This is a genomic window from Bacillus sp. 105MF (assembly GCF_000374885.1).
In the GTDB taxonomy this organism is placed as follows: domain Bacteria; phylum Bacillota; class Bacilli; order Bacillales; family Bacillaceae_G; genus Bacillus_A; species Bacillus_A pseudomycoides.
This window is the reverse complement of sequence record NZ_KB895566.1, coordinates 79,567-104,008: the sequence shown is the minus strand read 5'-3', so window position 1 is coordinate 104,008 and position 24,442 is coordinate 79,567. Positions and strand designations below refer to the sequence as shown.

Below are 24,442 nucleotides of genomic sequence, written 5' to 3'. Positions count from 1 at the left end.
GGTGAATATACCATGCAGAAAAAATCAACTCGTTCCGTCAGTGACGTATTTGCTATACTGGTTTTTTACTGTACGACGGGACTATTAAGTGCTATTGTTGTTCCAGTTTTGGCAACGATCGCGTACGGTTTCGGTTTTTGCACTGTACTTATATTTATTGCAGGTATTATTCGTTCTTTTGGAGTTGTGTGGATAAAAATGGATATTGGACTTGGTTTATCAATACCTCAGGAGTGGAGCATGGTTTTGGCTCTGATCATAGGTGGAATCGTGGGAAGTATCGCATATTTTAGTTGGAAGTATCTCCGTATTTATTTGAATTTTCTATCTAGAAGTTATCGTAAAGTATTACCAGTGAATAAACAATAAAATTGAGCAGGAGGATTTATTTAATAAAACATATGAACTAGGGAGGGAAATAACATGCTGCAACTAATAAAGCTAGAAATAAAGAAAAGTAAGCTCGGCTGGTATATAAAAGGTGCGATTATCGCAAATATAGTGATGGTTGCGATGTTGTTTTTTGTAAGCTATGTGTCACAAATTGAAGGGGATGTAGAATTAGGAAACCCTCAAGGTATTCTTTTAATGGCGAGTGCAATGGTAAGAGGGACGTTTATTGTCTTTGCAGGAGTATTAATTGCGAAATTAGTAATTGAAGAATATAAAAATAAAACAATATTGCTCATGTTTTCGTATCCGATTAATCGAAAAAAAATCATTGCAAGTAAGTTATTAATTACCGCAATACTAACATTCATAACAATCTTATTATCTAACATTTTTATAGTAGGTGTCTTCTTTACAGTAAATAGCTATATTTTAGTTATTCCGAATACAATAACGATAGATGAGTTGATTCAAGAAGGTATAAAAGTGGTTCCTTTTGCCGTTGCAGCTGCAGGAGCAGGTATAATCCCATTATATTTTGGTATGCGTAAATATTCTGTTCCAACAACGATTGTTTCTTCCTTAATTGTTGTGATGATTGCATGTCAAAGCCAGCCAGAGTTTTCATTAGCAACTTTTCTGCCACTTCAATTAGCGCTTGCGGCTATTGGCATTATGATTGCTTATTATGGAATCAGAAATATTGAGAAAGAGGATATGCTATAACGTTTCACATGAAACAAGTTACATAAAAAAGACAAGGTGCTGAATCACCTTGTCTTTTTTATGTCATTACATTTTCGGAGCATCCATCCCCGCAGCAGTCCATTCTTCCTTAGTGGGCCCATAAATACCTGGAAGCTTTAATCCAGCTTGGCGCATTAAAACAGTCATTTGACCGCGGTGATGGTTTTGATGGTTAATGAGAGTCATTAAAAATATAGAATTCGGCATTGGGCGTCCAAAAAAATCGTTGATTGTTGTTAAATCTTTATCGGTCCACTGCGTTTGAATTGCTTCAACAAAAACTGTGTTTACTTTACGGTAATTTTCTGCAATCGTCTTTGCAGAAGTTGGAACAGGATAATCTTTTGTTTCCCCCTCAAACTGTAAACCTGTCCCTGACAGCATTACTGGAATCGCGGTGACGATATGCCAAGCAACTCTACCTAAAGTCCAATGACCAGGTGCAATCTCTTGAGTCAATGATTCATCTGTTAATGCATCCAATACCTTTTGCGTAGAATCAGCCTCGTATTTCCACGTTTTTAGAAAGCCTTCAATTGTTTGATACATGCTATCCCTCCTATGGTTACATTCATATGGTAAATTCGTGAAAGGAGGAGGTTTTTCCTTTCACGAATTAGTTATATTGTTAACATAAGATGAAAGCATCCAAAACGGGGGAATTTAAAGTATTGAGTGTAAAAGAACCAGCATATTTTAAAACGTGGATTACGAAAATATTAATTAATAAGTGTAACGATATGGTACGGAAAAATAAAGTTTTATATGTGGAAGATTACGGAGAAGTGGGTAGTGGGCACGCAGTAAAAGAAAATATGGAACAAAAGCTAGAATTTGAAAATATGCTTAGTCATTTAAGTTTAGAGTATCGACTCGTGATTGTACTCTACTATGTGAATAAATTCAAAACAAAGGAAATTGCGGAGATTTTAAATGAAAAAGAAGGAACTATAAAATCAAGACAAAAGATATAAGCCGAAAGAGAAAAAAGTTGTATGTAATAAATATTAGAATGTACATCTTGGCTCCTTCTATACAATTAGAATAGATGCAAAAGATCTTGTAGGAGGGCTAGTACATATATGAGGTTATAAATGAATAGGTGTGTAAGAGTCAGAATATTATGATTGTAACACGATTATGGCTATAATATAATGAAAATAACCATCATGAATGGACATTCATTTTATTTGTGTAAGAACAGGAAGGAGGAATGGGAATGGAGAAACCTTGGTTACAAAACTATCCAAAGGAAATTCCGCATACAATTTCTAATGATATGCAGCCGCTCCATGTATATTTACAGCAGATGTCTTCTCGGTACCCAGAAAAGAAAGCGCTTCATTTTTTAGGGAAAGATATTACATTTGCAGTGTTAGATCGTAAGGTGAGACAATTTGCAAATTACCTTAAAAGGCTTGGTGTGAAAAAAGGTGATCGAGTTGCGATTATGTTACCAAATTGTCCGCAAGCTGTGATTGGATATTATGGTACGTTACTTGTAGGTGGTATAGTGGTACAAACAAATCCCCTTTATACAGAGAGGGAGTTAGAATATCAGCTCCATGATTCCGGGGCGAAAGTTATTCTTTGTGTTGACCTAGTTTTTCCGAAAGTCACCAATGTTCAATCTGCTACAAAGGTGGAGCACGTTATTGTAACCCGCATTGCTGACTTTTTGCCATTTCCAAAAAATTTACTCTATCCAGTTGTACAAAAGAAGCAAAGCAACCTGGTTGTAACAGTAACGGAAAGTGATACGATTCATGTTTGGAAATCGGTAGAAAAAGAAAGTGATGAAATGGTAGAAGTGCCGTGTGATCCTGAAAATGATTTAGCACTCTTACAATATACTGGAGGTACGACAGGTTTTCCGAAAGGAGTTATGTTAACACACAAAAACCTTGTATCGAATACACTAATGGGTGTGCATTGGCTATATAACTGTACAGAGGGAGAGGAAGTCATTCTCGGTGTTCTTCCATTTTTTCATGTGTATGGAATGACTGCTGTAATGAATTTGGCTATTATGCAAGGATATAAAATGGTATTGATTCCGAAGTTTGATATGAAAATGGTGTTTGAAGCGATTAAAAAACATAAAGTTACACTATTTCCAGGAGCTCCAACAATTTATATTGCCCTTTTAAATAGTCCTCTACTTCGGGAATATGATATTTCTTCGATTCGGGCTTGTATTAGTGGCTCTGCCCCACTTCCAGTAGAGGTACAAGAGAAATTTGAAAAGATTACAGGCGGTAAGCTGGTAGAAGGATATGGACTCACAGAATCATCTCCAGTTACACACGGCAATTTTTTATGGGAAAAACGTGTGCCGGGAAGTATTGGTGTTCCGTGGCCAGATACAGATGCACGCATTATGTCACTTGAAACAGGAGAATATTTGCCACCCGGTGAGATTGGTGAAATTGTAGTGAAGGGCCCGCAAGTGATGAAAGGATACTGGAATAAGCCTGAGGAAACAGCAGCGGTATTACAGGACGGGTGGTTACACACAGGTGATATTGGGTATATGGATGAAGAGGGTTTTTTCTATGTGAAAGATCGCAAGAAAGACATGATTGTTGCCAGCGGATTCAATGTTTATCCGCGCGAAGTGGAAGAAGTATTATATGAGCATGAAAAAGTGCAGGAAGTGGTTACGATTGGTGTTCCAGATCCGTATCGCGGGGAGACTGTGAAAGCTTTTGTTGTGCTAAAAGAAGGAGAAGTTTGTTCTGAAGAAGAGTTAGATCAATTTGCTCGTAAATATTTGGCTGCTTATAAAGTCCCAAAAGTATATGAGTTTCGGAGCGAGTTACCAAAAACAACAGTAGGGAAGATTTTACGCCGTGTCCTTATAGATGAAGAACAGAAGAAGAAAGAGGATGAGAAGACGGGCTAAAGGCCCTTTCTTTTTGAAAATATAGGATATAGGATTGACATTTTTTTAAATAGTCAGTATTATATGAAATATGAATGACCACTCATTCAGTCATCTTCTTGAAGGGGACAGTAAAGTGAAAAAAAATCGACCAAAATATAACCAAATTATTGATGCTGCGGTTATTGTAATTGCAGAAAATGGATACCATCAAGCGCAAGTTTCTAAAATTGCAAAGCAAGCTGGTGTTGCTGATGGAACTATTTATTTATATTTTAAAAATAAAGAAGATATATTAATATCCTTATTCCAAGAGAAGATGGGAGAATTTATAGAAAAAATTCGCCAAAAAACAGCAGGAATTGAAAGCGCTGTAGCGAAGTTATTTATGTTGGTAGAAACGCACTTCTTGCTGTTGTCACAAAATGATCCTCTTGCTATTGTCACGCAACTAGAGCTTCGTCAATCCAACCAAGAGTTACGCCTCAAAATAAATGAAGTATTAAAAGGATACTTACAAGTTATCGATGAGATTTTGGAAACGGGTATAAGACAAGGAGAATTCCAAGCGGATTTAAATGTTCGCGTAGCAAGACAAATGATCTTCGGAACAGTAGATGAAGTTGTGACCAATTGGGTAATGAGCGATCATAAATATGATTTGGTCGCACTTTCAAAAACGGTACATGGGCTGCTTATTTCAGCTTGTGGTTATCGTCAATAATGGGAGGGATCATGTTGAAATTCCTATCTGTAACAGTAGAAGACCATATTGCGGTGGCAACGTTAAATCATCCGCCAGCTAATGCGATGTCTTCACAAGTTATGCATGACGTTACTGAGCTAATTGATCAAGTCGAAAAGGATGAAAATATCCGCGTTGTTGTTCTTCATGGTGAAGGCCGCTTCTTTTCAGCAGGAGCAGATATTAAAGAGTTTACTTCTGTTGAGGAAGCGAAACAGGCAACAGAGTTGGCACAGCTTGGACAAGTTACGTTTGAGCGTGTCGAAAAGTGCTCAAAACCAATCATTGCGGCAATTCATGGAGCGGCACTTGGCGGTGGCCTTGAATTCGCTATGTCTTGCCACATGCGCTTTGCAACTGAAAGTGCAAAGCTTGGTTTACCAGAGCTAACGCTTGGACTTATTCCTGGCTTTGCAGGTACACAGCGTTTGCCACGCTATGTTGGTAAAGCGAAGGCTTGTGAAATGATGCTAACAAGTACACCAATTACAGGTGCACAGGCATTAGAATGGGGACTTGTTAACGGCGTTTTCCCAGAAGAAACACTTTTAGAAGAGACTCTCAAAATCGCAAAACAAATTGCTGGCAAAAGCCCAGCGACAACTCGTGCTGTGTTAGAGCTATTACAAACAACAAAATCATCTCATTATTATGAAGGTGTACAGCGTGAGGCACAAATATTTGGTGAAGTGTTTACGGGTGAAGATGGAAGAGAAGGTGTAGCGGCATTTTTAGAAAAACGCAAACCTTCATTTAGTGGTAGGTAGTTCAAATTATTTTTTTAATATAAATTACCAGAATATTAAAATTGATAGAATCTTTCTGAAAAACAAGGGGGTAAATGGAATGAACATCTACGTACTCATGAAACGAACATTTGATACAGAAGAAAAAATCGTAATTAAAAACGGTGCAATTTATGATGGCGAAGCGGAATTCATCATCAACCCTTACGATGAATATGCGATTGAAGAAGCAATTCAAGTAAGAGATGCACAAGGCGGTGAAATTACGGTTGTAACAGTTGGCGGAGAAGATAGTGAAAAAGAACTTCGCACTGCGCTAGCGATGGGCTGTGATAAAGCGGTATTAATCAATATTGAAGATGATGTTGAGAATGGTGACCAATTTACAACAGCGAAAGTGCTTGCTGAATATTTAAAAGATAAAGAAGTAGATTTAATTTTAGGTGGAAACGTAGCGATTGATGGTGCGTCTGGACAAGTTGGACCACGCGTAGCAGAAGCGCTAAATATTCCATATGTAACAACAATTACGAAGCTTGAAATTAATGGCACAAGCGTGAAAATTGAGCGCGATGTCGAAGGTGATACTGAAGTGATTGAAACATCACTACCACTTTTAGCAACAGCACAACAAGGTTTAAATGAACCGCGTTATCCATCGCTTCCAGGTATTATGAAAGCGAAGAAAAAACCGCTTGAAGAACTAGAATTAGATGATTTAGATTTAGAGGAAGATGATGTGGAAGCAAAAACAAAAACAATCGAAATCTATTTACCTCCTAAGAAAGATGCAGGAAAAGTGTTACAAGGCGAGCTGCAAGATCAAGTAAAAGAACTTGTATCGTTGCTCCATACAGAAGCGAAAGTAATCTAATAAAATACGAAATTATATATGCAGGAGGGAAAATCTATGGCTCGTAAAGTATTAGTAATGGGTGAAGTTCGTGACGGATCACTACGTAACGTTTCTTTTGAAGCAGTAGCAGCAGCGAAAACAATCGCAGAAGGCGGTGAAGTGGTTGGCCTTCTAGTTGGAGAGAGCGTTGCATCTTTTGCAAATGAATTGATTCATTACGGTGCAGATCGCGTTGTGACAGTTGAAAATGATAAATTAAAATCATATACATCCGATGGTTATGCACAAGCATTTTTAGCTGTGTATGGTGAAGAGAAGCCAGAAGGTATTGTCTTTGGACATACAGCACTCGGTAAAGATTTATCACCAAAGTTAGCTGCTAAGCTTGAAGCTGGCCTTGTTTCTGATGTAACTGCATTAGAAGTTACAGGTGGAAATGTTGTCTTCACACGTCCAATTTATTCTGGTAAAGCGTTTGAGAAGAAGGTTGTAACAGATGGTATTCTATTTGCGACAGTTCGTCCAAATAACATTACGCCACTTGAAAAAGATGAAGCGCGTACAGGTGATGTATCTTCTATTACAGTTGATGTAAAAGATTTACGTACAATCATTCAAGATGTTGTGCGTAAAACAGCAGAAGGTGTAGATCTTTCAGAAGCGAAAGTTATTATTGCTGGTGGACGCGGAGTGAAAAGTGAAGACGGTTTTAAACCGTTAAAAGAATTAGCAGATGTATTAGGTGGTGCTGTTGGTGCATCACGTGGTGCTTGTGACGCAGAGTATTGCGATTACTCATTACAAATTGGACAAACAGGTAAAGTTGTTACGCCAGACTTATATATTGCATGCGGTATTTCTGGCGCAATTCAGCATTTAGCTGGTATGTCTAACTCAAAAGTAATCGTTGCAATTAATAAAGATCCAGAAGCAAGTATTTTCAAAGTAGCTGATTATGGTATTGTTGGCGACTTATTTGAAGTGGTTCCTTTATTAACAGAAGAGTTTAAAAAGTTAAAAGTACATTCTTAATTTGAGTGACCCTTGAGTTCCAAGTGAAATACCCCTATATATAGAAAAACGAGAGGTCCCCTGCCTCTCGTTTTTTAGCATATACCATAGATTTTTTGTATAGTATAAAGGTACATTTTTTTGTTACAATACATAACGATACATAATATTCGCCACGTATATAACTTAATGATATACTTTTGGTAGAATATACTTGAAGGAGGAAACAAAATGGCAATTGTAAACGCAACTGACCAAAACTTCGCAGCTGAAACAAGCGAAGGTATTGTATTATTAGATTTCTGGGCACCATGGTGTGGGCCTTGTAAAATGATCGCTCCTGTATTAGAGGAAATCGATGCAGAATTAGGCGAAAAAGTAAAAGTAGTAAAAGTAGACGTTGATGAAAACCAAGAAACTGCTCGTAGTTTTGAAGTAATGAGCATTCCATCTCTTTTCGTGTTAAAAGATGGTAAAGTGGTTGACCAAGCGTTAGGATACAAACCAAAAGAAGCGTTAGTAGAATTAGTTTCTAAACACTTCTAATTCAAAAGTCCAGCATAAATGCTGGGCTTTTTTTTATTGGTTGAAATTACCTGCTAATAATATGACAACGAATATGATTTTTTTGTTGACACTTATCGTAAGCGCTTTTATAATCAATTTGATAATAATGAAAATCACTATCACTTAAGGGCGTAGGGGGAAGTAATCCATGACATTCAAGTTAAAAGTATTATCTGCAGCAGCAGTAGCATCTCTTCTTTTTGCAGGTTGTGCGAAAGAGGAAACAAAAAAATCTGAAGCACAAGATAAAAAGGCAGAACAATCTGTTAAAAAAGAAGAAACAAAACAACAAGAAGCAGACTTTGTACAGGCTTACAAAGATGGAGTAACTGAACTTGAAAAAGCGAAAGATGGCAAAGAGGTTGACTTCGATAAAGTAACAAAGTTATATAAAGAAAAGCTACAATCTCTTGTTCAACAACGTGATGGTGAATTTAACGAACAAATCGACCAAACAATTACAGCTGCATTAGAAGCAGGTAAAAAGAAAGAAATGGAACCAATGGTTGTAAAGCAACTATTTGATAAATTAATGCAAAAAGAATTCTTCCAATCAATGCGTCATGATTTCAAAGAAGTAGATGAAAAATGGGGCAAAAAAGATGATGTGAAGAAAGAAATGGAAGAAGCGCTTGCTTTTTATAAAGGTGTAGAAGGTACAGTTGGAAAGCGTGATACAGCATACGGTACACAAATGGCTTCTCAAATTAAAGGCGGCTTTGATGAAATGCAAGCAGCCATTGACAAAGGTGACAAACTTGCATTTGCGCTTGGTAAACAAGTTGTAGATAAAACGTTAATGAAAACATTCTATTTTGCAACAGGTGCTCTGCCAAACGGTTATGCTACAAAAATGGTAGAAGAAGCAAAGAAAGATGAGAAAAATGCAAAGGTTGAGCAAGCAGAAGGATGGGCATTTTATCAAGCTATCTATCCGTACATGAAAAAAGCAGCTCCTGAAGATGCGGACTTTATCTTAAAGCAATTTGATTTAAAAACAGATGTGAAAACAGTTGATGCAAAAGCAGTAAATCAAGCATTTGTACGTGGATTCGCAAAAGTTGCATTAGGTGAGTATAAAGAAAGCCAAGAAAACTTTGGAAAAGACAAAGGTCCGGTTACAGCATTAGAGGGTGCATTGTTCATTAATATTATCGAAAATGATTTAAAAACAGTACTTGGTGAACAGGAAACAGTAGAGTTAACAAAAACAGCACAGTCTTATTTAGAAGCAGTAAAAGCGAAGAAGAAAGAAGATGCTGATAAATTGTTACCACAACTTGAGTCTGCCTTAAATAAAGCTGTTGAAACAGCGAAATAGTCTGCTGATACGTATGTCTTTTTTGAAGAAACCTTGTCTTGACAAGGTTTCTTCTTTTACATAGTGTGGTAGAAGGTGGTGAAACGAATGAAAGTATTAATTACTGGAGGAGCAGGTTTTATTGGAAGCCACCTTGCTTTGAAACTGTTAGCACAGGGAAAGCAAGTTGTACTACTCGATAATTTCCACTCCTACTACGCAAAATCAAGAAAACAGTTCCAGCTTGAGCAAGTCCAGCGCTGTGGAAATGTTCCATTTTACGAGTGCGATATTTTGCACAAGGAAGATGTGAAAGCTGTTATGCAGCAAGAGAAGATTGATGCAGTTATTCATTTAGCTGGATTTCCTGGTGTGAGGCCGTCACTTGAAATGCCAGGTGCTTATGTTGATATTAATATAAAAGGGACAAGCAACGTATTAACATGTGCAGGAGAAGAAAATGTAAAACATGTTATCGTAGCATCCTCTTCTTCTGTGTATGGAGAGCAAATGGGAATGCCCTTGAAGGAGGAAATGGCGAACGGCCGTGTCTTATCTCCTTATGCAGCATCAAAATACGGAGCAGAATCACTTTGCCATGCTTATCAATATATGTATGGATTTCAAATGAATATTTTACGTTTCTTTACTGTATATGGTCCGTGGGGGCGTCCTGATATGGCAATAGCAAGCTTTACCCGGAAATTGCTGAATGGAGAAGAAATTATTGTATATGGAAAAGGAACAGGCCGAGATTACACATATATTGATGATATTACAGAAGGAATTGCTCTTACGTTAGAGTCGAATAGAAGTGATGTATACAATCTAGGGTCGAATGCACCAATTTTAATGACGGAATTGCTTACGCAGTTAGAAAAACATTTCCCATTAATGCGTGTAAGGAGAGAAGGGCATCGTAAAGGGGATGTGACATCGACGTGGGCTGATATTTCGAAAGCGAAAGAACAGCTTGGATATGAACCTCGTGTATCATTTGCAGAAGGGTTGGAGCGAACAATTGCTTGGGCGAAACAATATCCGGATACTGTTTAATCTTTGTGGTATTTTTTTGTTATGTGTTTTTTTTGTCATATCGTGGAAATCGTTTGAAGCGTCTTCTTTGTGGAGACAACTGTATGGATTATGGAAACATCCTTATACGGTAGTGCTTCTTATCATGATGTATGGTGTTGCATTTTTCTTTCGTGCCTATGCTTGGAAATTGTATCTTCATCATCATATTACAATGAAAGAGGCTTTATGTGGGTTGTTTTATAGTTTGTTTATTAATCATGTTTCTCCATTGAAAGTAGGAGATGCTGTTCGGATTGCAATTATTACAAAAGAAAAAAAAGTGACCTTAGGGGAAGGGGCACAATCAGTTGTTGTGCTCCGTATATTAGATTTGCTTATCCTTGGTATATTTGGAGCCGTAGGGATGTTTATACTGTGGGGAGATATTTTGCTGAATGCTCCCGTTATCCTCGCTTGTATATGTACTGGAATTGGTATGTTGTTTCTTATGCATAAGAAAGCACCGCAATTTGTAGAGAGTCAGTGGAAGCAATTAAAGGCAGTTTTGTTTACAGTGCAAGGGATCATTATTATCTTACTGATTGTAATAAGCTGGATTTGTGAAGCTTTTGTTATATATGAAATCGCGAGTTCTCTTACATTTATACAAGCGATTTGGGTCAATAGTGTGACCATCGCGGGGCAAGTATTTCAATTAACGCCAGGCGGTATTGGGACATATGAAACGGTAATGACGTTTGCGTTAAGAGCGCTTGGGGTAGGATCAGTAGAGGCGTATGAATGGTCATTAATGAGTCATGGATTTAAGTTTATATTTTCTTATGGTGTGGGCGCACTTTTACTCGTTTTATATCCCATGGAATTGCGTTCACTTGTTAGTCAGAAGGGAGAAAACATCCGGTGGAAGAAGTAAAAAAGGCATCAAAATTTGAAAAGGTAGCAGCCCGCTGCTGGAACTTGCTGAATGAAGGGAAACCATTTACACCGATTTTTGTATTCGGTACATTTTTATTGTTTTCTATCTCACAGTTTGGACAAACTGGTTTTATTTCAGCATTTGTTAGCAGTTTTGTCCTCGTTGTACCTTTATTTGTTTTATATTATTTGTTTGATTTTCCATTGTTTTTACGAAACTATTTATGGTTTCCGTTTGTTGCCTATTTAATTGTATTTAAGATGGTTCATTTACCATTATTCTTTTTTGCATTAGGATTATATTTCTTCTTTACAATTTTATTTTGGGGAACGTTATATTATCATTTGCGGATTGGGACATCATGGTTGAACTTTACACGATTTTGGAAGCTTGTTTTGAAAAATAGTGATTCTACAAGTGGGAATGCACAGGAACAAATGCCAAAGTTTTTACTATTACTTTCGCTTTGGTATTACTACTACGAGTTCTTCCAAGAGGGTGGTACATTTAGTGGTGTAGATTGGAAAACGCTTCTTATATTTTACAGTGCTCTTCTCGTATATACACTTATATTACATCGTAATTTATTTGATTGGCAGCCGAAAGCAATTCCTACTTATACGAAGAATATGCCTGAAAATCAAAAGGCATTAAATGAAAAAGTAGTCGTGATTGTGATTGACGGTATGCGAAAAGATCGTTTTGAGGCGGCGCATACACCATATTTAGATTCACTTCGAAAACAGGGGACAGAGTTTTTAAATATGGAAACTGTATATCCGGCTCGTACAGTGGTATGTTTCTCATCTATGTTTACAGGAACGTATTCATTTGAGCATGGTATTAAATCGAATATGGTTTGGAAGCATGGAGTGAACGTAGAGAGTATTTTTGATTCTCTTCGTAAAGTAGATAAAATAGGGAAAATGTTAGCAGTTGCGCATTTAGTCGACGCGTTTGGCGATGATGTGGAAACATTTACGGCTGTAATGAAAAATGATGTTGTCGACTCGAAAATTATGGAGAAAGCAAGAAAAATTATGGATGAACAAGATCCGGATTTATTTATCGTCCAGCTTATTTCTACAGATCAAACAGGGCATAGTCGCGGCGTATTATATGATGAATATTTACAAAAAATTCATGAAGCAGATCAGCATGTGAAGCAGTTTATCGAGCATTTAGAGAAAACAGGCAAAGCAGAAAATACGACATTTATCATTTGCGCAGATCATGGACAAGCGGATGGAATTGGTGGTCACGGTCATTTAGATGAGGGCGAGCGGTTTGTACCATTCTTTATGTGCGGTCCTCATATCGCTCAAGGAATAAAAGTAGAAGAGAAGAAGAGTCTTGTTTCTATGGCACCTACAATTGCTTACTTATTAGGAGCGCCGTATCCATCTCATAGTCGTGGTCCTGTATTAGTAGAAGCGTTAAAGGAGCAGGAAAAGGAATGAAAGTAATTGTTTTTATACCAGCCCTAAATGAAGAGGATTCTATTGCACATGTCATTCAAAAGGTGCCGCGTCATTTTCATCCAAATGTAACGGTAGAAGTACTTGTCATCGATGATGGCTCAACTGATAGAACAGTAGCTGTTGCAAAAGAGGCGGGGGCTGATCACATCGTTTCATTTGCAAAAAACGGAGGACTTGGTGCAGCTGTTCGAGCAGGTTTACAGGAGAGCTATCATCTTGGGGCTGACATTAGTGTAATGATTGATGCTGATGACGAATACCCAGCTGATGAAATCCCGAATATACTTGAGCCTATCTTTGCTGGAAAAGCAGATTATACGATGGGTTCTCGTTTTCGAGGAACAATTCAAGGGATGAAATTACATCGACGTCTTGGGAATTACTGCTTTACGATGTTGCAATGTTTGTTACTACGGAAATGGATTCGTGATGGACAATCAGGCATGCGTGCCTTTTCTAGACAAGCCATGGAGCATGGGGAAATTATTCACGATTATAACTATGCCCAAGTCATTACTTTGAATTTAGTACGAAAAGGATTTCGAGTACAAGAAGTACCGATTACGTATAAAGTACGAAAAACAGGGGAGTCTTTCATATCTTTTCGTAAGTATATGACGCGTGTGTTTCCAGCGATTTGGAAAGAAATGACACGTCCGGTAGAAAAAGTTACGATTGCCTATGCTGCACATGCATTAACAGAGGATAAGAAGTGCTCGTAGCGAGCATTTCTTATCTTGATAATAAAAATGATAATAATTATCATTAATCTCGGGAGGAACGTTCATGAAAAAAATCATTACATCATTATTTGTTGTTATTTTCTTAACATTCTCAATTCAAACGAGTGCATTTGCTTATTCGTATGGAAATCCGAACGAAGAAAAAGTTGCAGAGGCATATAAGCAAATGGTTGCAAAGCTAGATGAAAATCCGGCAAACTTTAAAGAAGCGAAAAAAGCATATGAGAATGTGCAAGAAGAAATTGATCAACATATGGGAAAAGAACCTTCTAAAGCAATGATGAAGGACTTTGATAAACAAAATAAAGAAGATATTATTGCTGATATGCAAAAAATTCTTGCGCTTAATATTAATCGCCGTTTAACAAATGTTGATGAAAAATTTACAGACTATGATACAAGCAAACGTTTATTAGCTAAAGCATTTGCTACATATGAGGCGTTATCGCCAGTTGTTGGTGAGCGCAATAAAGAGTTGGATACAAAGCTAAAGGATGAATTTAATAAAGCATTAGAATCATTAGGAAACCCAGGATTATTTGGGGTAGGTCAAAAAGAAGCAAATCAAGATGCTTTCAAGAAAAGTAAAGATGTTATTTTAACAAGTTTACAAAAAGAGTTTAAAATTAAAGACTTTAAAGTGGGACACTTCAGTGCGAATAGTCAAGAAGATAAAGTAGCTTCTGATAAAACAGAAAAAGCAGAGTGGACAGATTTAAGTAGCTTGAAAAACTGGGCTCCAATTGTAGTTATTGTACTTATACTTGTTGGGGTCATTGTATATGCTGTAAGAAAACGTAAGTAAGGATGAGGGGGAAGAGCGATGCAACTTCAGGCATTTCTCATTACATTTCGTGAAGTATTAGAAGCGTTGCTTATTGTTGGGATTATTACGACATATTTAAAGCGTACAGATAGTAAGCAATTTGTGAAATATGTTTGGCTAGGAGCAGGGCTTGCGGTTGTAGCAAGTTATATTGTCGCTCTTGTCTTTCAAGTTGTATTTACTGGTTTTGCTGCTATGGGCAGCGAAATGTATTTGAAAATATCCATTATTTTCGTTTCGGCCATTCTACTTACACAAATGGTATTTTGGATGGCAGAACATAGTAAAAATATGAAAGCCAATATGGAAAGTAAAATGAGTCAGTATATTACGGCTGGAAACATAATTGGAATGGTCGTGCACTCTTTTCTTGTTGTACTTCGAGAAGGTGTTGAAACAGTGTTTTTCTTCGCAGCTATTACAGGCGGGAATATTGGAGAAGCGATGAAAGGCTGGGGAGCTATTTCAGGCCTACTCGTTGCAGTTGTTGTTAGCTACTTATTCTTTAAAGGAACGATGCGCATTTCACTTAAAGTATTCTTTAAAGTAACGGGCGCATTTATCGTCTTAATTGCAGCGGGTCTTCTTGTACAAGGCATTTCTATGCTCCAAGATTTAAAAATACTCGGCAGCGTTATGCCGCATGTATATGATATTACATGGCTACTACCAGAGCATCCAATTGATTACGCTCACTATTTGCGTGATCATGGTACTGCACCACTTCTTTCCGGGGATATCGGTATTTTCTTAAAAGCATTTTTAGGATATTCATCGATGCCATCTCTTGAAGAAGTACTTGTGTATATCGGATATTTTGTTGTATTGTACATGTTAATCATCTTTAAAAAACCTGTTAAAAAAAAGCAAACAATAGTCGAAGAAGATAAGTCAGTAAGCTAAAAGTACAAGGAGTTTTCCTTGTGCTTTTTTTGCAGAAAGGAAATAAGATGAAACAAATATTACGTATATGGGCAGTTATTCTATTTACTAGCGCGATTTGTATTCGGTTTTTCTATGCGAGTCCGTTTGCGGCAACGTGGGACGAAGTCGATTTTACGCTTGCATTAAAGCAATATGACATATTAGCAATGCAGCCACATTTCCCGGGCTATCCTTTTTTTATTTTAGGGGGAATGATAACGCATCTTTTTATAGAAAACCCTGTGCAATCGTTAGGGATTTTTAACGCCATTATGGCACTTAGCGCAGCTTTTCCGATGTACTGGATTGCGCGTCATTATGTAAGTAGAACGAGCGCTCTTATTGTTGTAGCTGTTTTACAAACGAGCGGCTATTTCTCTATTTTAGTAACGCAGCCTATGTCAGAAGGTGCAGCATTAGCAATCGTATGGTGGTATATATGGAGTATTGAACGTGCCTTTCGTACAAAGCGTTTTCAAACTCAATTTTGGCCCGTTCTCTTCTTTGCGCTATTAATGGGCATACGCTTATCATACGCGCCGTTTGGAATTGTGCTTATTTTGTTATTATGGCAACAATGGCATGAAGAAAAATGGCGGTTTATAATCTTATTTTGTACAACTGTCCTTTCACAGTTAGTTTGGGTCAGTGCTCTTATTTGGAACATTGGTGGAATAACGGGGTTGTGGAAAATCTCTTTCGGATTTGTAGAAGGCCATTTTACTGAATGGGGCGGAGCAGTTACAGAAACGAGTGAACCACTTATTTCACGTTTCTACCGTTTACTTTCTGAAAACATCATCTTTGCAGGAATAGGCATGCACTCGTATTATCTGGTAGGTTTCTTTCTTTCCTTTTTGTTTCTATTTGTTTTACAATGGAAGAACATACGTTGCTATCCAAAGGTTATAATTGCTCTTGGAAGTTTCTATTTTCTTTGGAATTTACTTGGACAAAATATTGATAAACCGCGCCATTCTTATCCGATTGTAGCGATGTTCCTTTGCGTATTTGCTATCTCGTGGTTAAAAAGACATCGTGGTATTGTATTGCTGTTATTTGCTACAAGCCAACTTATAGTAAGTATACCGCTTATGAAAAAACAACAGGTGGAGGTACCGGCAACGTATCAGCTGGCATCATATTTAGAGGGAAAACAGCAGTCATTTATTGTATACACGTGGGAAGAGACGAGGGTTATGGAATACTTGCAGATGCCGTATGAACATAAACGTTTTTACACATATGACTATTTTTCACAGGATAAAAAATATCATAAAAATGATACGATATACGTTACAAATCATCTTATTGAAGGATTTGAAAAGCAAGGGATTGATATAAAAGGACAACTGGAACAAGTAGCTGTTTTTCGTTCTAATCCATTATTTGATCCTGTGTATCATAAAATAGTCTTATATAGGTGGAAAAAGTAAGAGAGGAGAAAGCGAGTGCACGAGCATTTAAAAGAAAAATTATCAATTTTACCAGATCAACCAGGCTGTTACTTAATGAAAGATAAGCAAGGAACGGTTATATATGTCGGGAAGGCAAAGGTGTTAAAAAATCGTGTGCGCTCGTATTTTACTGGTTCACATGATGGGAAGACACTCCGTCTTGTCGGAGAAATTGTTGATTTTGAATATATTGTTACCTCCTCGAATCTAGAGGCACTTATTTTAGAATTAAATTTAATCAAAAAATATGATCCAAAATATAATATCCAATTAAAAGATGATAAAACATATCCATTTATTAAAATTACAGCTGAAAAACAGCCACGTTTGCTCATTACGAGAAATGTAAAAAAGGATAAAGGAAAGTATTTTGGTCCGTATCCAAATGCGCAATCAGCTCATGAAACAAAAAAACTATTAGATCGCATGTATCCGCTTCGGAAATGTACAAATATACCAGATAAAGTTTGTTTATATTATCATATGGGACAATGCTTAGCACCTTGTGTACAAGAGGTAACGGATGAACAGAATCAAGAAATTGTAGATGGAATTGTTAAGTTTTTGAATGGTGGACATAAAGAAGTTCGTTCAGAATTAGAAGCGAAAATGTATGAAGCATCGGAAAAATTAGAGTTTGAACGTGCAAAAGAATTACGTGATCAAATTTCTCATATAGATGCGATTATGGAAAAGCAGAAGATGATTATGAGCGACTTAGTTGACCGCGATGTGTTTGGTTATGCGGTGGATAAAGGCTGGATGTGCGTGCAAGTTTTCTTTGTCCGAAAAGGTAAGTTAATCGAGCGCGATGTCTCTATGTTCCCAATTTATGATGAGCCAGAAGAAGGGTTTTTAACATTTATCGGTCAATTTTATGAACAAAACAATCATTTTAAACCAAAGGAAATTGTAGTGCCAGGCAGTATTGATCCTGAATTAGTAGAGCGTTTTTTAGAAGTGGATGTAACGCAGCCAAAACGAGGAAAGAAAAAAGACCTCGTTGAATTAGCAAACAAGAATGCGAAGATCGCTTTAGGGGAGAAGTTTTATTTAATTGAACGTGATGAAGAGCGAACAATTAAGGCTGTTGAAAATTTAGGTAAGCAGCTTGACATTGAAACACCATATCGTATTGAAGCATTTGATAACTCAAATATTCAAGGGACGAATCCAGTTTCAGCAATGATTGTCTTTATTGATGGAAAACCAGCGAAAAAAGAGTATCGAAAATATAAGATAAAGACAGTTCAAGGGCCAGATGATTATGAATCGATGCGAGAGGTTGTACGCCGGCGGTATACGCGTGCTTTAAAAGAGAATTTGCCACTACCTGATTTAATTGTGATTGATGGCGGGAAAGGACATCTTGCAGCTGCTAGTGATGTGCTTGAAAATGAACTTGGCTTATATATTCCGATGGCTGGACTTGTTAAGGATGATAAACACCGTACATCGCATTTAATGATTGGTGATCCTCCTGATCCTGTTATGCTTGAAAGAAATAGCCAAGAATTTTATTTATTGCAGCGTATTCAAGACGAGGTACACCGATTTGCAATTACATTTCACCGTCAGCTTCACGGGAAATCAGTGATTCAATCTGCTTTAGATGGGATTCCTGGAGTTGGTGAAAAGCGAAAAAAAGTATTGTTAAAACATTTTGGCTCCCTAAAAAAGATGAAAGAAGCTTCTGTGACGGAATTTGTCGAAGCGGGAATGCCGCAAAATGTTGCAGAAACCATTTATTCCTATTTAACAGATAAGAAGACGTTGTAGTTTACAATGTCTTCTATTTGATATAATTTCAGAAGATTAAAAATTATTAAAAATGAATGAATATGCAATATAAATCCATTTTGATTTTTCGACATATAAGCTGTAGCTATGAAAACAAAACAGTTCTTCACACATTTCCTCCTTTTGTTTTCACACGGTAGGGGGAGAAAAAAAGCACTGACCGCTTCTATGCATGGCCGGATGCTCTCTCCCACCTAAAAAGAAATGGTTTATGTCGTTTTTTTAATTTGGATTTATATAGAAAAGTCAACTAAACCTATATGTCTAGTTGACTGTTAATGTAGATTCTACACTTCGATAGGATCTTTTACGTCCCATTTCACAAGAAATGTGATAGAATCCGAACGTTTTTTTTGCTCTTCATATGACTCTGCAACAACATTTCGTTGCTTTTGAATTTGTTCTGCAACAAATCCAGTTTCTAATTGGTAAGAACAATGTCTATTTTGCTTTTGACGCTCTGTAATGAGCGGGCCTGTTAGCTGAAAATGCATTTCACGGCGTTTATGTTCGATGATGTTCAAGCGACCCCAGCCAGCTTTTTCAAAAAAATAAATGACTTCTTCAATCGTCTCTAGCGGATATTTTCGTGCTAGGTTTCTGCCGGCCCAGTATAAGATGTCATCTAATTCTTTACCAATTAGGTCAGGTAGTACTTCTTCCCGCAGCAGTTCATAAGCGAAAGCGTTCAATGAAACATCTTCTAAAGATGCTATATCAATTGTATTTTTGCTCAAAATATTCCCCTCTTTCTATAGGGATTATTATATAACATTTCCCATTTATAAAAACAGCACTTTCTTTAGGAAAATCTAAATATATAGAAAGAAAAAAGGAAGTGGCAAATTATATGCAAATTATGTACAAATTATGTATACGTTTTCTTGACGCTTCGACAAAAATAGGAGTAAAATGAATTTGGTATCAAATTATGCTGAAATATTTCGAATAATTTTTTCAGTTTTTCTTATAGCAATAGTGAAAAAACATTATTGTTATAAACTAATACTGAAAGCAGCAGTTAAACACTCAAGGGGGGTAATGGGGACATGAAAGGCCGCGAGTATACGTTTCGCAAGTGGCACTCATTAATGGGGGTCATTCCGGTTGGTGTCTTTTTGACGCAACATTTAGTAGTAAACAATTTTGCAACAAGAGGGGCAGAGGCTTTTAACAAAGCTGCTCATTTTATGGAGCTCCTTCCATTCCGGTATGCGCTAGAAATTTTCGTCATCTTTTTACCGATACTGTACCATGCTATATATGGATTATATATTGCATTTACAGCTAAGAACAATGCGACATCTTATAGTTATTTCCGTAACTGGATGTTCGTCTTCCAACGAATCTCAGGTGTCGTTACGCTTATTTTCTTATCTTGGCACGTTTGGGAAACACGTATTCAGGCAGCAATGGGTAAGCAGGTAAATTATGACATGATGGCAGATATTTTAAGCAACCCAGTTATGTTTGGTTTCTACTTAGTTGGGGTTGTATCAACAATTTTCCACTTTGCGAATGGATTATGGACATTCTGCATTAGCTGGGGAATTACAGTATCGCCACGTTCACAACGTATCTCTACTTATGTAACATTAGCTATTTTCTTAGGTTTATCTTATGTAGGTGTGAGTGCATTATTAGCGTTCATCGATCCACAGCTAGCAAATCAGTAAGGAGTGGGAGAGCATGAAAGGGAAACTTATAGTAGTCGGTGGTGGCTTAGCCGGCTTAATGGCAACGATTAAGGCAGCAGAAGCAGGAGTAAACGTGGAACTGTTCTCTTTAGTACCAGTAAAACGTTCGCATTCTGTATGTGCACAGGGTGGCATGAACGGTGCTGTAAATACGAAAGGTGAAGGGGATTCTCCATGGATTCACTTTGACGATACAATCTATGGTGGTGACTTCTTAGCGAACCAGCCGCCAGTTAAAGCAATGTGTGAAGCAGCGCCTGGTATTATTCATTTAATGGACCGTATGGGTGTTATGTTTAACCGTACAGAAGAAGGACTTCTTGATTTCCGTCGTTTCGGGGGAACACAACATCACCGTACAGCATTCGCTGGTGCAACAACTGGCCAACAATTATTGTACGCATTAGATGAGCAAGTACGCCGTCATGAAGTAGCAGGACTTGTAACGAAATATGAAGGTTGGGATTTCTTACGTGCTGTTGTGGATGACGAAGGCGTATGTCGCGGAATCGTTGCACAAGACTTACAATCTATGGAGATTAAGAGTTTCCAAGCTGATGCCGTAATTATGGCAACAGGGGGCCCTGGTATCATCTTCGGAAAATCAACAAACTCTATTATTAATACAGGTACAGCAGCATCTGCTGTATATCAACAAGGGGCATATTATGCGAATGGTGAGTTCATTCAAATTCACCCAACAGCAATTCCTGGGGACGATAAGTTACGTCTAATGAGTGAATCTGCACGTGGTGAAGGTGGACGCGTTTGGACGTATAAAGACGGTAAGCCATGGTACTTCTTAGAAGAGAAATATCCTGCATACGGAAACCTTGTGCCTCGTGATATCGCAACGCGTGAAATTTTTGACGTGTGTGTCGAGCAAAAACTAGGTATTAACGGTGAAAACATGGTATATCTAGATCTTTCTCATAAAGATCCGAAAGAACTAGATATTAAACTTGGTGGAATTATTGAAATCTATGAAAAGTTCACAGGTGATGATCCTCGTAAACTACCGATGAAAATCTTCCCTGCTGTTCATTATTCAATGGGCGGACTATGGGTTGATTATAAGCAAATGACAAGTATTCCAGGGTTATTTGCAGCAGGTGAGTGTGATTACTCTATGCACGGTGGTAACCGATTAGGTGCTAACTCGTTACTTTCAGCGATTTATGGCGGTATGGTAGCGGGACCAAATGCGATTGAATATATGAAAGGTCTTTCAAAATCATCTGATGCTGTTTCATCTACTTTATACGAGCAAAATGAATTAATCGAAACAGAGAAATTTAACAATATTTTAACGTTAGATGGTAATGAAAATGCATATGTTCTTCATAAAGAGCTTGGAGAATGGATGACGGATAACGTTACAGTAGTTCGTGAAAATAAAAAGTTATTAGAAACAGATGCGAAAATTCAAGAGTTAATGGAACGTTATAAACGCATTAACATTAACGATACAGCAAAATGGAGTAACCAAGGTGCTTCGTTTACACGCCAACTGGCAAATATGTTTGAATTAGCTCGTGTTATTACAATTGGTGCGTATAACCGTAATGAAAGCCGCGGTGCGCATTATAAACCAGAATTCCCAAATCGTGATGATGCGAACTTCTTAAAAACTACAATGGCGAAGTTTGAAGGAGAAGGAAATGCACCGGCATTCCATTACGAAGACGTTGATGTTTCATTAATCAAACCACGTAAACGTGATTATTCTTCAAAACATGATGTAGCTGCTAAGGGTGAAGAGAAGGGGGATAAACAACATGTCTGAGAAAACAATCCGCCTCATCATTACGAGACAAGATGGACCAGATGCACAATCGTTTGATCAGGAATTTGAAATTCCATATCGCCCAAATATGAATATTATTTCGGCTCTTATGGAAATTCGTCGTAATCCTGTTGATGCAAAAGGAAATCATACGACTCCGGTTGCATGGGATATGAACTGTTTAGAAGAAGTATGTGGTGCTTGTTCTATGGTAATTAATGGTAAACCGCGTCAATCATGTACAGCTCTTATCGATAAATTAGAACAACCAGTTCGTATAAAACCGATGAAGACATTCCCGGTAGTACGTGATTTACAAGTTGATCGTAGTCGTATGTTTGATGCTTTGAAACGTGTTAAGGCTTGGGTTCCAATCGATGGTACGTATGATTTAGGACCAGGACCAAGAATGCCAGAGAAAAAGCGTCAATGGGCATATGAACTTTCAAAATGTATGACATGTGGTGTTTGCTTAGAATCATGTCCGAACGTAAACAGTAAATCTGACTTTATCGGACCAGCGCCGCTTTCACAAGCACGTTTATTTAACTCACATCCAACTGGTGAAATGCATAAAGCAGAGCGCTTACGTGCAATTATGGGTGATGGTGGCCTTGCGAACTGTGGTAACTCGCAAAACTGCGTACAATCATGTCCAAAAGGTATCCCGTTAACAACTTCAATTGCAGCATTAAACCGTGATACAACAATTCAGTCGTTTAAAGATTTCTTTGGTAGCGACAATAACTATTAATAAATATTGCCTCTTCGAATCGAAGAGGCAATATTTATATAAATACAAATGGAAAAACCGACATAAAATTCTTCTTTTTGGGTGGGAGAGAGGATCCGATCATGCATAGAAACGGTAGCCCTATTCCCAGTGAAAACAAAGGGAGAAAATGAGTGTAGGTCACCTGTTGTTTTCCATAGCTGCGACTGATATGTTGGAAAATCAAAATGGATATATGGTTTTTAATCGTTTTAATTTTTTGTTTATTCTGAAATTTATTATGTGACTTATGAGAATGAGAGAAAAAGGAGAGAAAAACATGAAGAAGATTTCCTATATTGAAAACTTTGCTAGCTGGGAAAAAGATTTTTCATTTTACATTCCTGTGAAAGTTCGTTTTTGTGAAACAGATATGTTTGGACACATGAATAATGGTGTTGCTTTTACATATTTTGAAGAAGCACGTATTGAATTTTTTAAAGAGCTTGGTTTTATGCAAGAATGGACACATGAAGCATCAGAAACAATGATTGTTGTTGCTGACTTACAATGTAATTTTTTAAAACAAATTTTCTTCGATGAACATTTAAAGGTATATGTAAAAGCTGAAACAATTGGGAATTCTTCTTTGGATTTACACTATATGGTGAAAAATGAAGCGGGAGAAGTTTGCTTAGTAGGACGCGGGGCAATGGTGCAAGCCTCAAAGAAAACGGGAAAAGGGGCACCTTGGCCCCAAGAATGGAAGCAAAAGCTATTGCAATAAAAATAAGAGAGCTATTTAGCTCTCTTATTTGTTTCATCCATTGCTTCTTCTAATGTTAAGTGATGTTTATGTAAGTATGTAGCATATGGATTACCGACGTATCTAAGGTGCCACGGTTCATATGAGTATTCTGTTGTATCTGTTTTATCTTCTAAATAGCGAATGACGAAGCCAAATTCATGGGCATGTGCTGCAACCCATTTACCTTCTTCTGTTTCACCAAAAATAGGTTCTAATTGATATTTTGCAGATTTAGAACTAATATCCATTGCAAGGCCTGTTTGATGTTCGCTCGTTCCAGGAATTGCGCTCACTGAATCTGCTTCAGCTTGTCCTTGTCGTTTTATGTACATATTATGTAATGATTGTTGTCGTTTATAAGAACGGTATCCTGATACAGCAGTAAGCTCTAGTCCTTGTTCTTTTGCTGCATGGAACATTTTTTCGAGAGCTGCACCAGCATCTTTACGAAGTAATGTTTTCTCTTTATCTTTTGGATATGCAAATGGGACGTCTGGTCTTATAAGATCGTCTGGTGTATAGCCATCTGGTAATTTACGATGTTTATTTACTAATACAAGAGGTGAATCTGGATTTGTAACAAGAGAGAAATTCTCATCTATTTTTTTAGCAGTATGAGTTGCTTTTGGGAATGTTGGAATCTCTTCTTTTGGATGTTCAATATGTTTTTGTGTTTCGACAGCTTTCGCTTCATTTTGTAATGGTGATTTTGAGCTGAAATAAGCGAAGGATGTAATACCGATTACAATCGTAGTGGCAGAAATAACAATTACCTTTTTCATAACGCTATGTAATCTCAGTCCTTTCTTATAATTTTTCTAGTATGTTAATTATAAGTCTAGTTTCTATAAAAAGAAATATAAGAGTCGTAACGTAATAGAATTGCAAAGAAAATGTCAAAAAATGTTTGATTTTGTTGATTCATATACATACAAATGGAAAAAACAATACAAAACCTTTCTTTTTGGGTGGAGAGAGCGTCTGACCATGGATAGAAGCGGACAGTGC

25 protein-coding genes are annotated in these 24,442 nt (G+C 37.3%); 22 read left to right on the top strand and 3 right to left on the bottom strand.

The genetic code is table 11. The annotated features are described in order from the left end of the window. The first annotated feature begins 12 nt into the window (after nt 1-12). Both C564_RS0103465 and C564_RS0103460 read left to right on the top strand, forming a co-directional pair. Nucleotides 13-369, top strand: coding sequence for a hypothetical protein (locus C564_RS0103465; RefSeq protein WP_018764429.1), 357 nt, complete (start codon nt 13-15; stop codon nt 367-369). A gap of 54 nt (nt 370-423) precedes the next feature. After that, the gene (locus C564_RS0103460; RefSeq protein WP_003200921.1) at nt 424-1,116 is read left to right on the top strand and encodes an ABC transporter permease; all 693 of its coding nucleotides are present in this window, start codon (nt 424-426) and stop codon (nt 1,114-1,116) included. A 66-nt stretch (nt 1,117-1,182) separates the two neighbouring features. Here C564_RS0103460 and C564_RS0103455 read toward each other — a convergent pair whose 3' ends face one another. After that, nucleotides 1,183-1,686, bottom strand: a complete 504-nt coding sequence (locus C564_RS0103455) for a DinB family protein (RefSeq protein WP_018764428.1) — start codon at nt 1,684-1,686, stop codon at nt 1,183-1,185. A 122-nt stretch (nt 1,687-1,808) separates the two neighbouring features. On the opposite strand from C564_RS0103455, the gene C564_RS0103450 reads away from it, so the two are divergent. The 16 genes from C564_RS0103450 (at nt 1,809) to uvrC (ending at nt 18,410) form a co-directional block, all read left to right on the top strand. Then, nucleotides 1,809-2,111 (top strand): RNA polymerase sigma factor, encoded by a 303-nt coding sequence (locus C564_RS0103450; protein ID WP_018764427.1) that lies wholly within the window; start codon nt 1,809-1,811, stop codon nt 2,109-2,111. Nucleotides 2,112-2,356: 245 nt separating this feature from the next. Beyond that, nucleotides 2,357-4,042: a long-chain-fatty-acid--CoA ligase gene (locus tag C564_RS0103445; RefSeq protein WP_018764426.1), complete on the top strand. Its 1,686-nt coding sequence runs from the start codon at nt 2,357-2,359 to the stop codon at nt 4,040-4,042. A gap of 115 nt (nt 4,043-4,157) precedes the next feature. After that, complete coding sequence (locus C564_RS0103440) at nt 4,158-4,745, top strand: TetR/AcrR family transcriptional regulator (RefSeq protein ID WP_018764425.1); 588 nt, start codon at nt 4,158-4,160, stop codon at nt 4,743-4,745. Between the two features lie 11 nt (nt 4,746-4,756). Further along, nucleotides 4,757-5,533 (top strand): enoyl-CoA hydratase, encoded by a 777-nt coding sequence (locus C564_RS0103435; RefSeq protein ID WP_026008452.1) that lies wholly within the window; start codon nt 4,757-4,759, stop codon nt 5,531-5,533. Between the two features lie 79 nt (nt 5,534-5,612). Beyond that, the gene (etfB, locus tag C564_RS0103430) at nt 5,613-6,386 is read left to right on the top strand and encodes an electron transfer flavoprotein subunit beta (RefSeq protein WP_018764423.1); all 774 of its coding nucleotides are present in this window, start codon (nt 5,613-5,615) and stop codon (nt 6,384-6,386) included. Nucleotides 6,387-6,422: 36 nt separating this feature from the next. Next, on the top strand, nt 6,423-7,400 hold the full coding sequence (etfA, locus tag C564_RS0103425; protein WP_018764422.1) for an electron transfer flavoprotein subunit alpha: 978 nt from the start codon (nt 6,423-6,425) through the stop codon (nt 7,398-7,400). Nucleotides 7,401-7,610: 210 nt separating this feature from the next. Beyond that, nucleotides 7,611-7,925 (top strand): thioredoxin, encoded by a 315-nt coding sequence (gene trxA, locus C564_RS0103420; protein ID WP_003200692.1) that lies wholly within the window; start codon nt 7,611-7,613, stop codon nt 7,923-7,925. Nucleotides 7,926-8,094: 169 nt separating this feature from the next. Next, nucleotides 8,095-9,267 carry a hypothetical protein gene (locus C564_RS0103415; RefSeq protein WP_018764421.1) on the top strand — a complete coding sequence of 391 codons (1,173 nt, stop codon included), beginning with the start codon at nt 8,095-8,097 and terminating at the stop codon, nt 9,265-9,267. A gap of 87 nt (nt 9,268-9,354) precedes the next feature. Continuing rightward, nucleotides 9,355-10,302 carry an SDR family NAD(P)-dependent oxidoreductase gene (locus C564_RS0103410; RefSeq protein ID WP_018764420.1) on the top strand — a complete coding sequence of 316 codons (948 nt, stop codon included), beginning with the start codon at nt 9,355-9,357 and terminating at the stop codon, nt 10,300-10,302. 16 nt (nt 10,303-10,318) lie between these two features. Continuing rightward, nucleotides 10,319-11,197: a lysylphosphatidylglycerol synthase transmembrane domain-containing protein gene (locus C564_RS0103405; protein WP_018764419.1), complete on the top strand. Its 879-nt coding sequence runs from the start codon at nt 10,319-10,321 to the stop codon at nt 11,195-11,197. Next, nucleotides 11,185-12,660: an alkaline phosphatase family protein gene (locus C564_RS0103400; protein ID WP_018764418.1), complete on the top strand. Its 1,476-nt coding sequence runs from the start codon at nt 11,185-11,187 to the stop codon at nt 12,658-12,660. The genes C564_RS0103405 and C564_RS0103400 overlap by 13 nt, the downstream gene beginning before the upstream one ends. Next, nucleotides 12,657-13,403 carry a glycosyltransferase family 2 protein gene (locus C564_RS0103395; RefSeq protein WP_018764417.1) on the top strand — a complete coding sequence of 249 codons (747 nt, stop codon included), beginning with the start codon at nt 12,657-12,659 and terminating at the stop codon, nt 13,401-13,403. Before C564_RS0103400 ends, C564_RS0103395 begins: the two co-directional genes overlap by 4 nt. A gap of 64 nt (nt 13,404-13,467) precedes the next feature. Beyond that, a complete protein-coding gene (locus tag C564_RS0103390) occupies nt 13,468-14,229 on the top strand; it encodes a hypothetical protein (protein WP_003200702.1) in 762 nt (253 codons plus the stop codon). Nucleotides 14,230-14,247: 18 nt separating this feature from the next. Beyond that, entirely contained in the window at nt 14,248-15,153 is a 906-nt protein-coding gene (locus tag C564_RS0103385; RefSeq protein WP_003200704.1) for an FTR1 family iron permease, read from the top strand. 47 nt (nt 15,154-15,200) lie between these two features. Next, nucleotides 15,201-16,610, top strand: coding sequence for a hypothetical protein (locus C564_RS0103380; RefSeq protein WP_026008450.1), 1,410 nt, complete (start codon nt 15,201-15,203; stop codon nt 16,608-16,610). A 15-nt stretch (nt 16,611-16,625) separates the two neighbouring features. Next, entirely contained in the window at nt 16,626-18,410 is a 1,785-nt protein-coding gene (gene uvrC, locus C564_RS0103375) for an excinuclease ABC subunit C (RefSeq protein ID WP_006096223.1), read from the top strand. Between the two features lie 308 nt (nt 18,411-18,718). On the opposite strand, the gene C564_RS0103365 is transcribed toward uvrC, so the two are convergent. Continuing rightward, entirely contained in the window at nt 18,719-19,168 is a 450-nt protein-coding gene (locus tag C564_RS0103365; RefSeq protein WP_018764415.1) for a YslB family protein, read from the bottom strand. Nucleotides 19,169-19,480: 312 nt separating this feature from the next. Here C564_RS0103365 and C564_RS0103355 point away from each other — a divergent pair, with 312 nt between their 5' ends. The 4 genes from C564_RS0103355 to C564_RS0103340 all read left to right on the top strand — a co-directional run bounded on the left by C564_RS0103355 (nt 19,481) and on the right by C564_RS0103340 (nt 23,413). Beyond that, nucleotides 19,481-20,107, top strand: a complete 627-nt coding sequence (locus C564_RS0103355) for a succinate dehydrogenase cytochrome b558 subunit (protein WP_003200710.1) — start codon at nt 19,481-19,483, stop codon at nt 20,105-20,107. A 13-nt stretch (nt 20,108-20,120) separates the two neighbouring features. Beyond that, nucleotides 20,121-21,914 carry a succinate dehydrogenase flavoprotein subunit gene (gene sdhA, locus C564_RS0103350; RefSeq protein WP_003200712.1) on the top strand — a complete coding sequence of 598 codons (1,794 nt, stop codon included), beginning with the start codon at nt 20,121-20,123 and terminating at the stop codon, nt 21,912-21,914. Next, entirely contained in the window at nt 21,907-22,668 is a 762-nt protein-coding gene (gene sdhB, locus C564_RS0103345; RefSeq protein ID WP_016116528.1) for a succinate dehydrogenase iron-sulfur subunit, read from the top strand. Before sdhA ends, sdhB begins: the two co-directional genes overlap by 8 nt. Before the next feature lie 298 nt (nt 22,669-22,966). Then, complete coding sequence (locus tag C564_RS0103340) at nt 22,967-23,413, top strand: acyl-CoA thioesterase (RefSeq protein WP_018764413.1); 447 nt, start codon at nt 22,967-22,969, stop codon at nt 23,411-23,413. Between the two features lie 11 nt (nt 23,414-23,424). Here C564_RS0103340 and C564_RS0103335 read toward each other — a convergent pair whose 3' ends face one another. Next, complete coding sequence (locus tag C564_RS0103335; RefSeq protein ID WP_018764412.1) at nt 23,425-24,216, bottom strand: M15 family metallopeptidase; 792 nt, start codon at nt 24,214-24,216, stop codon at nt 23,425-23,427. Nucleotides 24,217-24,442 lie beyond the last annotated feature (226 nt).

What these genes read in the sequence shown, in the direction of transcription:
- C564_RS0103465 (WP_018764429.1), top strand. Translation starts at nt 13, where the DNA reads ATGCAGAAAAAATCAACTCGTTCCGTCAGTGACGTATTTGCTATACTG.
- C564_RS0103460 (WP_003200921.1), top strand. Translation starts at nt 424, where the DNA reads ATGCTGCAACTAATAAAGCTAGAAATAAAGAAAAGTAAGCTCGGCTGG.
- C564_RS0103455 (WP_018764428.1), bottom strand. Translation starts at nt 1,686, where the DNA reads ATGTATCAAACAATTGAAGGCTTTCTAAAAACGTGGAAATACGAGGCT.
- C564_RS0103445 (WP_018764426.1), top strand. Translation starts at nt 2,357, where the DNA reads ATGGAGAAACCTTGGTTACAAAACTATCCAAAGGAAATTCCGCATACA.
- C564_RS0103435 (WP_026008452.1), top strand. Translation starts at nt 4,757, where the DNA reads ATGTTGAAATTCCTATCTGTAACAGTAGAAGACCATATTGCGGTGGCA.
- etfB (WP_018764423.1), top strand. Translation starts at nt 5,613, where the DNA reads ATGAACATCTACGTACTCATGAAACGAACATTTGATACAGAAGAAAAA.
- etfA (WP_018764422.1), top strand. Translation starts at nt 6,423, where the DNA reads ATGGCTCGTAAAGTATTAGTAATGGGTGAAGTTCGTGACGGATCACTA.
- trxA (WP_003200692.1), top strand. Translation starts at nt 7,611, where the DNA reads ATGGCAATTGTAAACGCAACTGACCAAAACTTCGCAGCTGAAACAAGC.
- C564_RS0103415 (WP_018764421.1), top strand. Translation starts at nt 8,095, where the DNA reads ATGACATTCAAGTTAAAAGTATTATCTGCAGCAGCAGTAGCATCTCTT.
- C564_RS0103410 (WP_018764420.1), top strand. Translation starts at nt 9,355, where the DNA reads ATGAAAGTATTAATTACTGGAGGAGCAGGTTTTATTGGAAGCCACCTT.
- C564_RS0103395 (WP_018764417.1), top strand. Translation starts at nt 12,657, where the DNA reads ATGAAAGTAATTGTTTTTATACCAGCCCTAAATGAAGAGGATTCTATT.
- C564_RS0103390 (WP_003200702.1), top strand. Translation starts at nt 13,468, where the DNA reads ATGAAAAAAATCATTACATCATTATTTGTTGTTATTTTCTTAACATTC.
- C564_RS0103385 (WP_003200704.1), top strand. Translation starts at nt 14,248, where the DNA reads ATGCAACTTCAGGCATTTCTCATTACATTTCGTGAAGTATTAGAAGCG.
- C564_RS0103380 (WP_026008450.1), top strand. Translation starts at nt 15,201, where the DNA reads ATGAAACAAATATTACGTATATGGGCAGTTATTCTATTTACTAGCGCG.
- C564_RS0103355 (WP_003200710.1), top strand. Translation starts at nt 19,481, where the DNA reads ATGAAAGGCCGCGAGTATACGTTTCGCAAGTGGCACTCATTAATGGGG.
- sdhA (WP_003200712.1), top strand. Translation starts at nt 20,121, where the DNA reads ATGAAAGGGAAACTTATAGTAGTCGGTGGTGGCTTAGCCGGCTTAATG.
- sdhB (WP_016116528.1), top strand. Translation starts at nt 21,907, where the DNA reads ATGTCTGAGAAAACAATCCGCCTCATCATTACGAGACAAGATGGACCA.
- C564_RS0103340 (WP_018764413.1), top strand. Translation starts at nt 22,967, where the DNA reads ATGAAGAAGATTTCCTATATTGAAAACTTTGCTAGCTGGGAAAAAGAT.
- C564_RS0103335 (WP_018764412.1), bottom strand. Translation starts at nt 24,216, where the DNA reads ATGAAAAAGGTAATTGTTATTTCTGCCACTACGATTGTAATCGGTATT.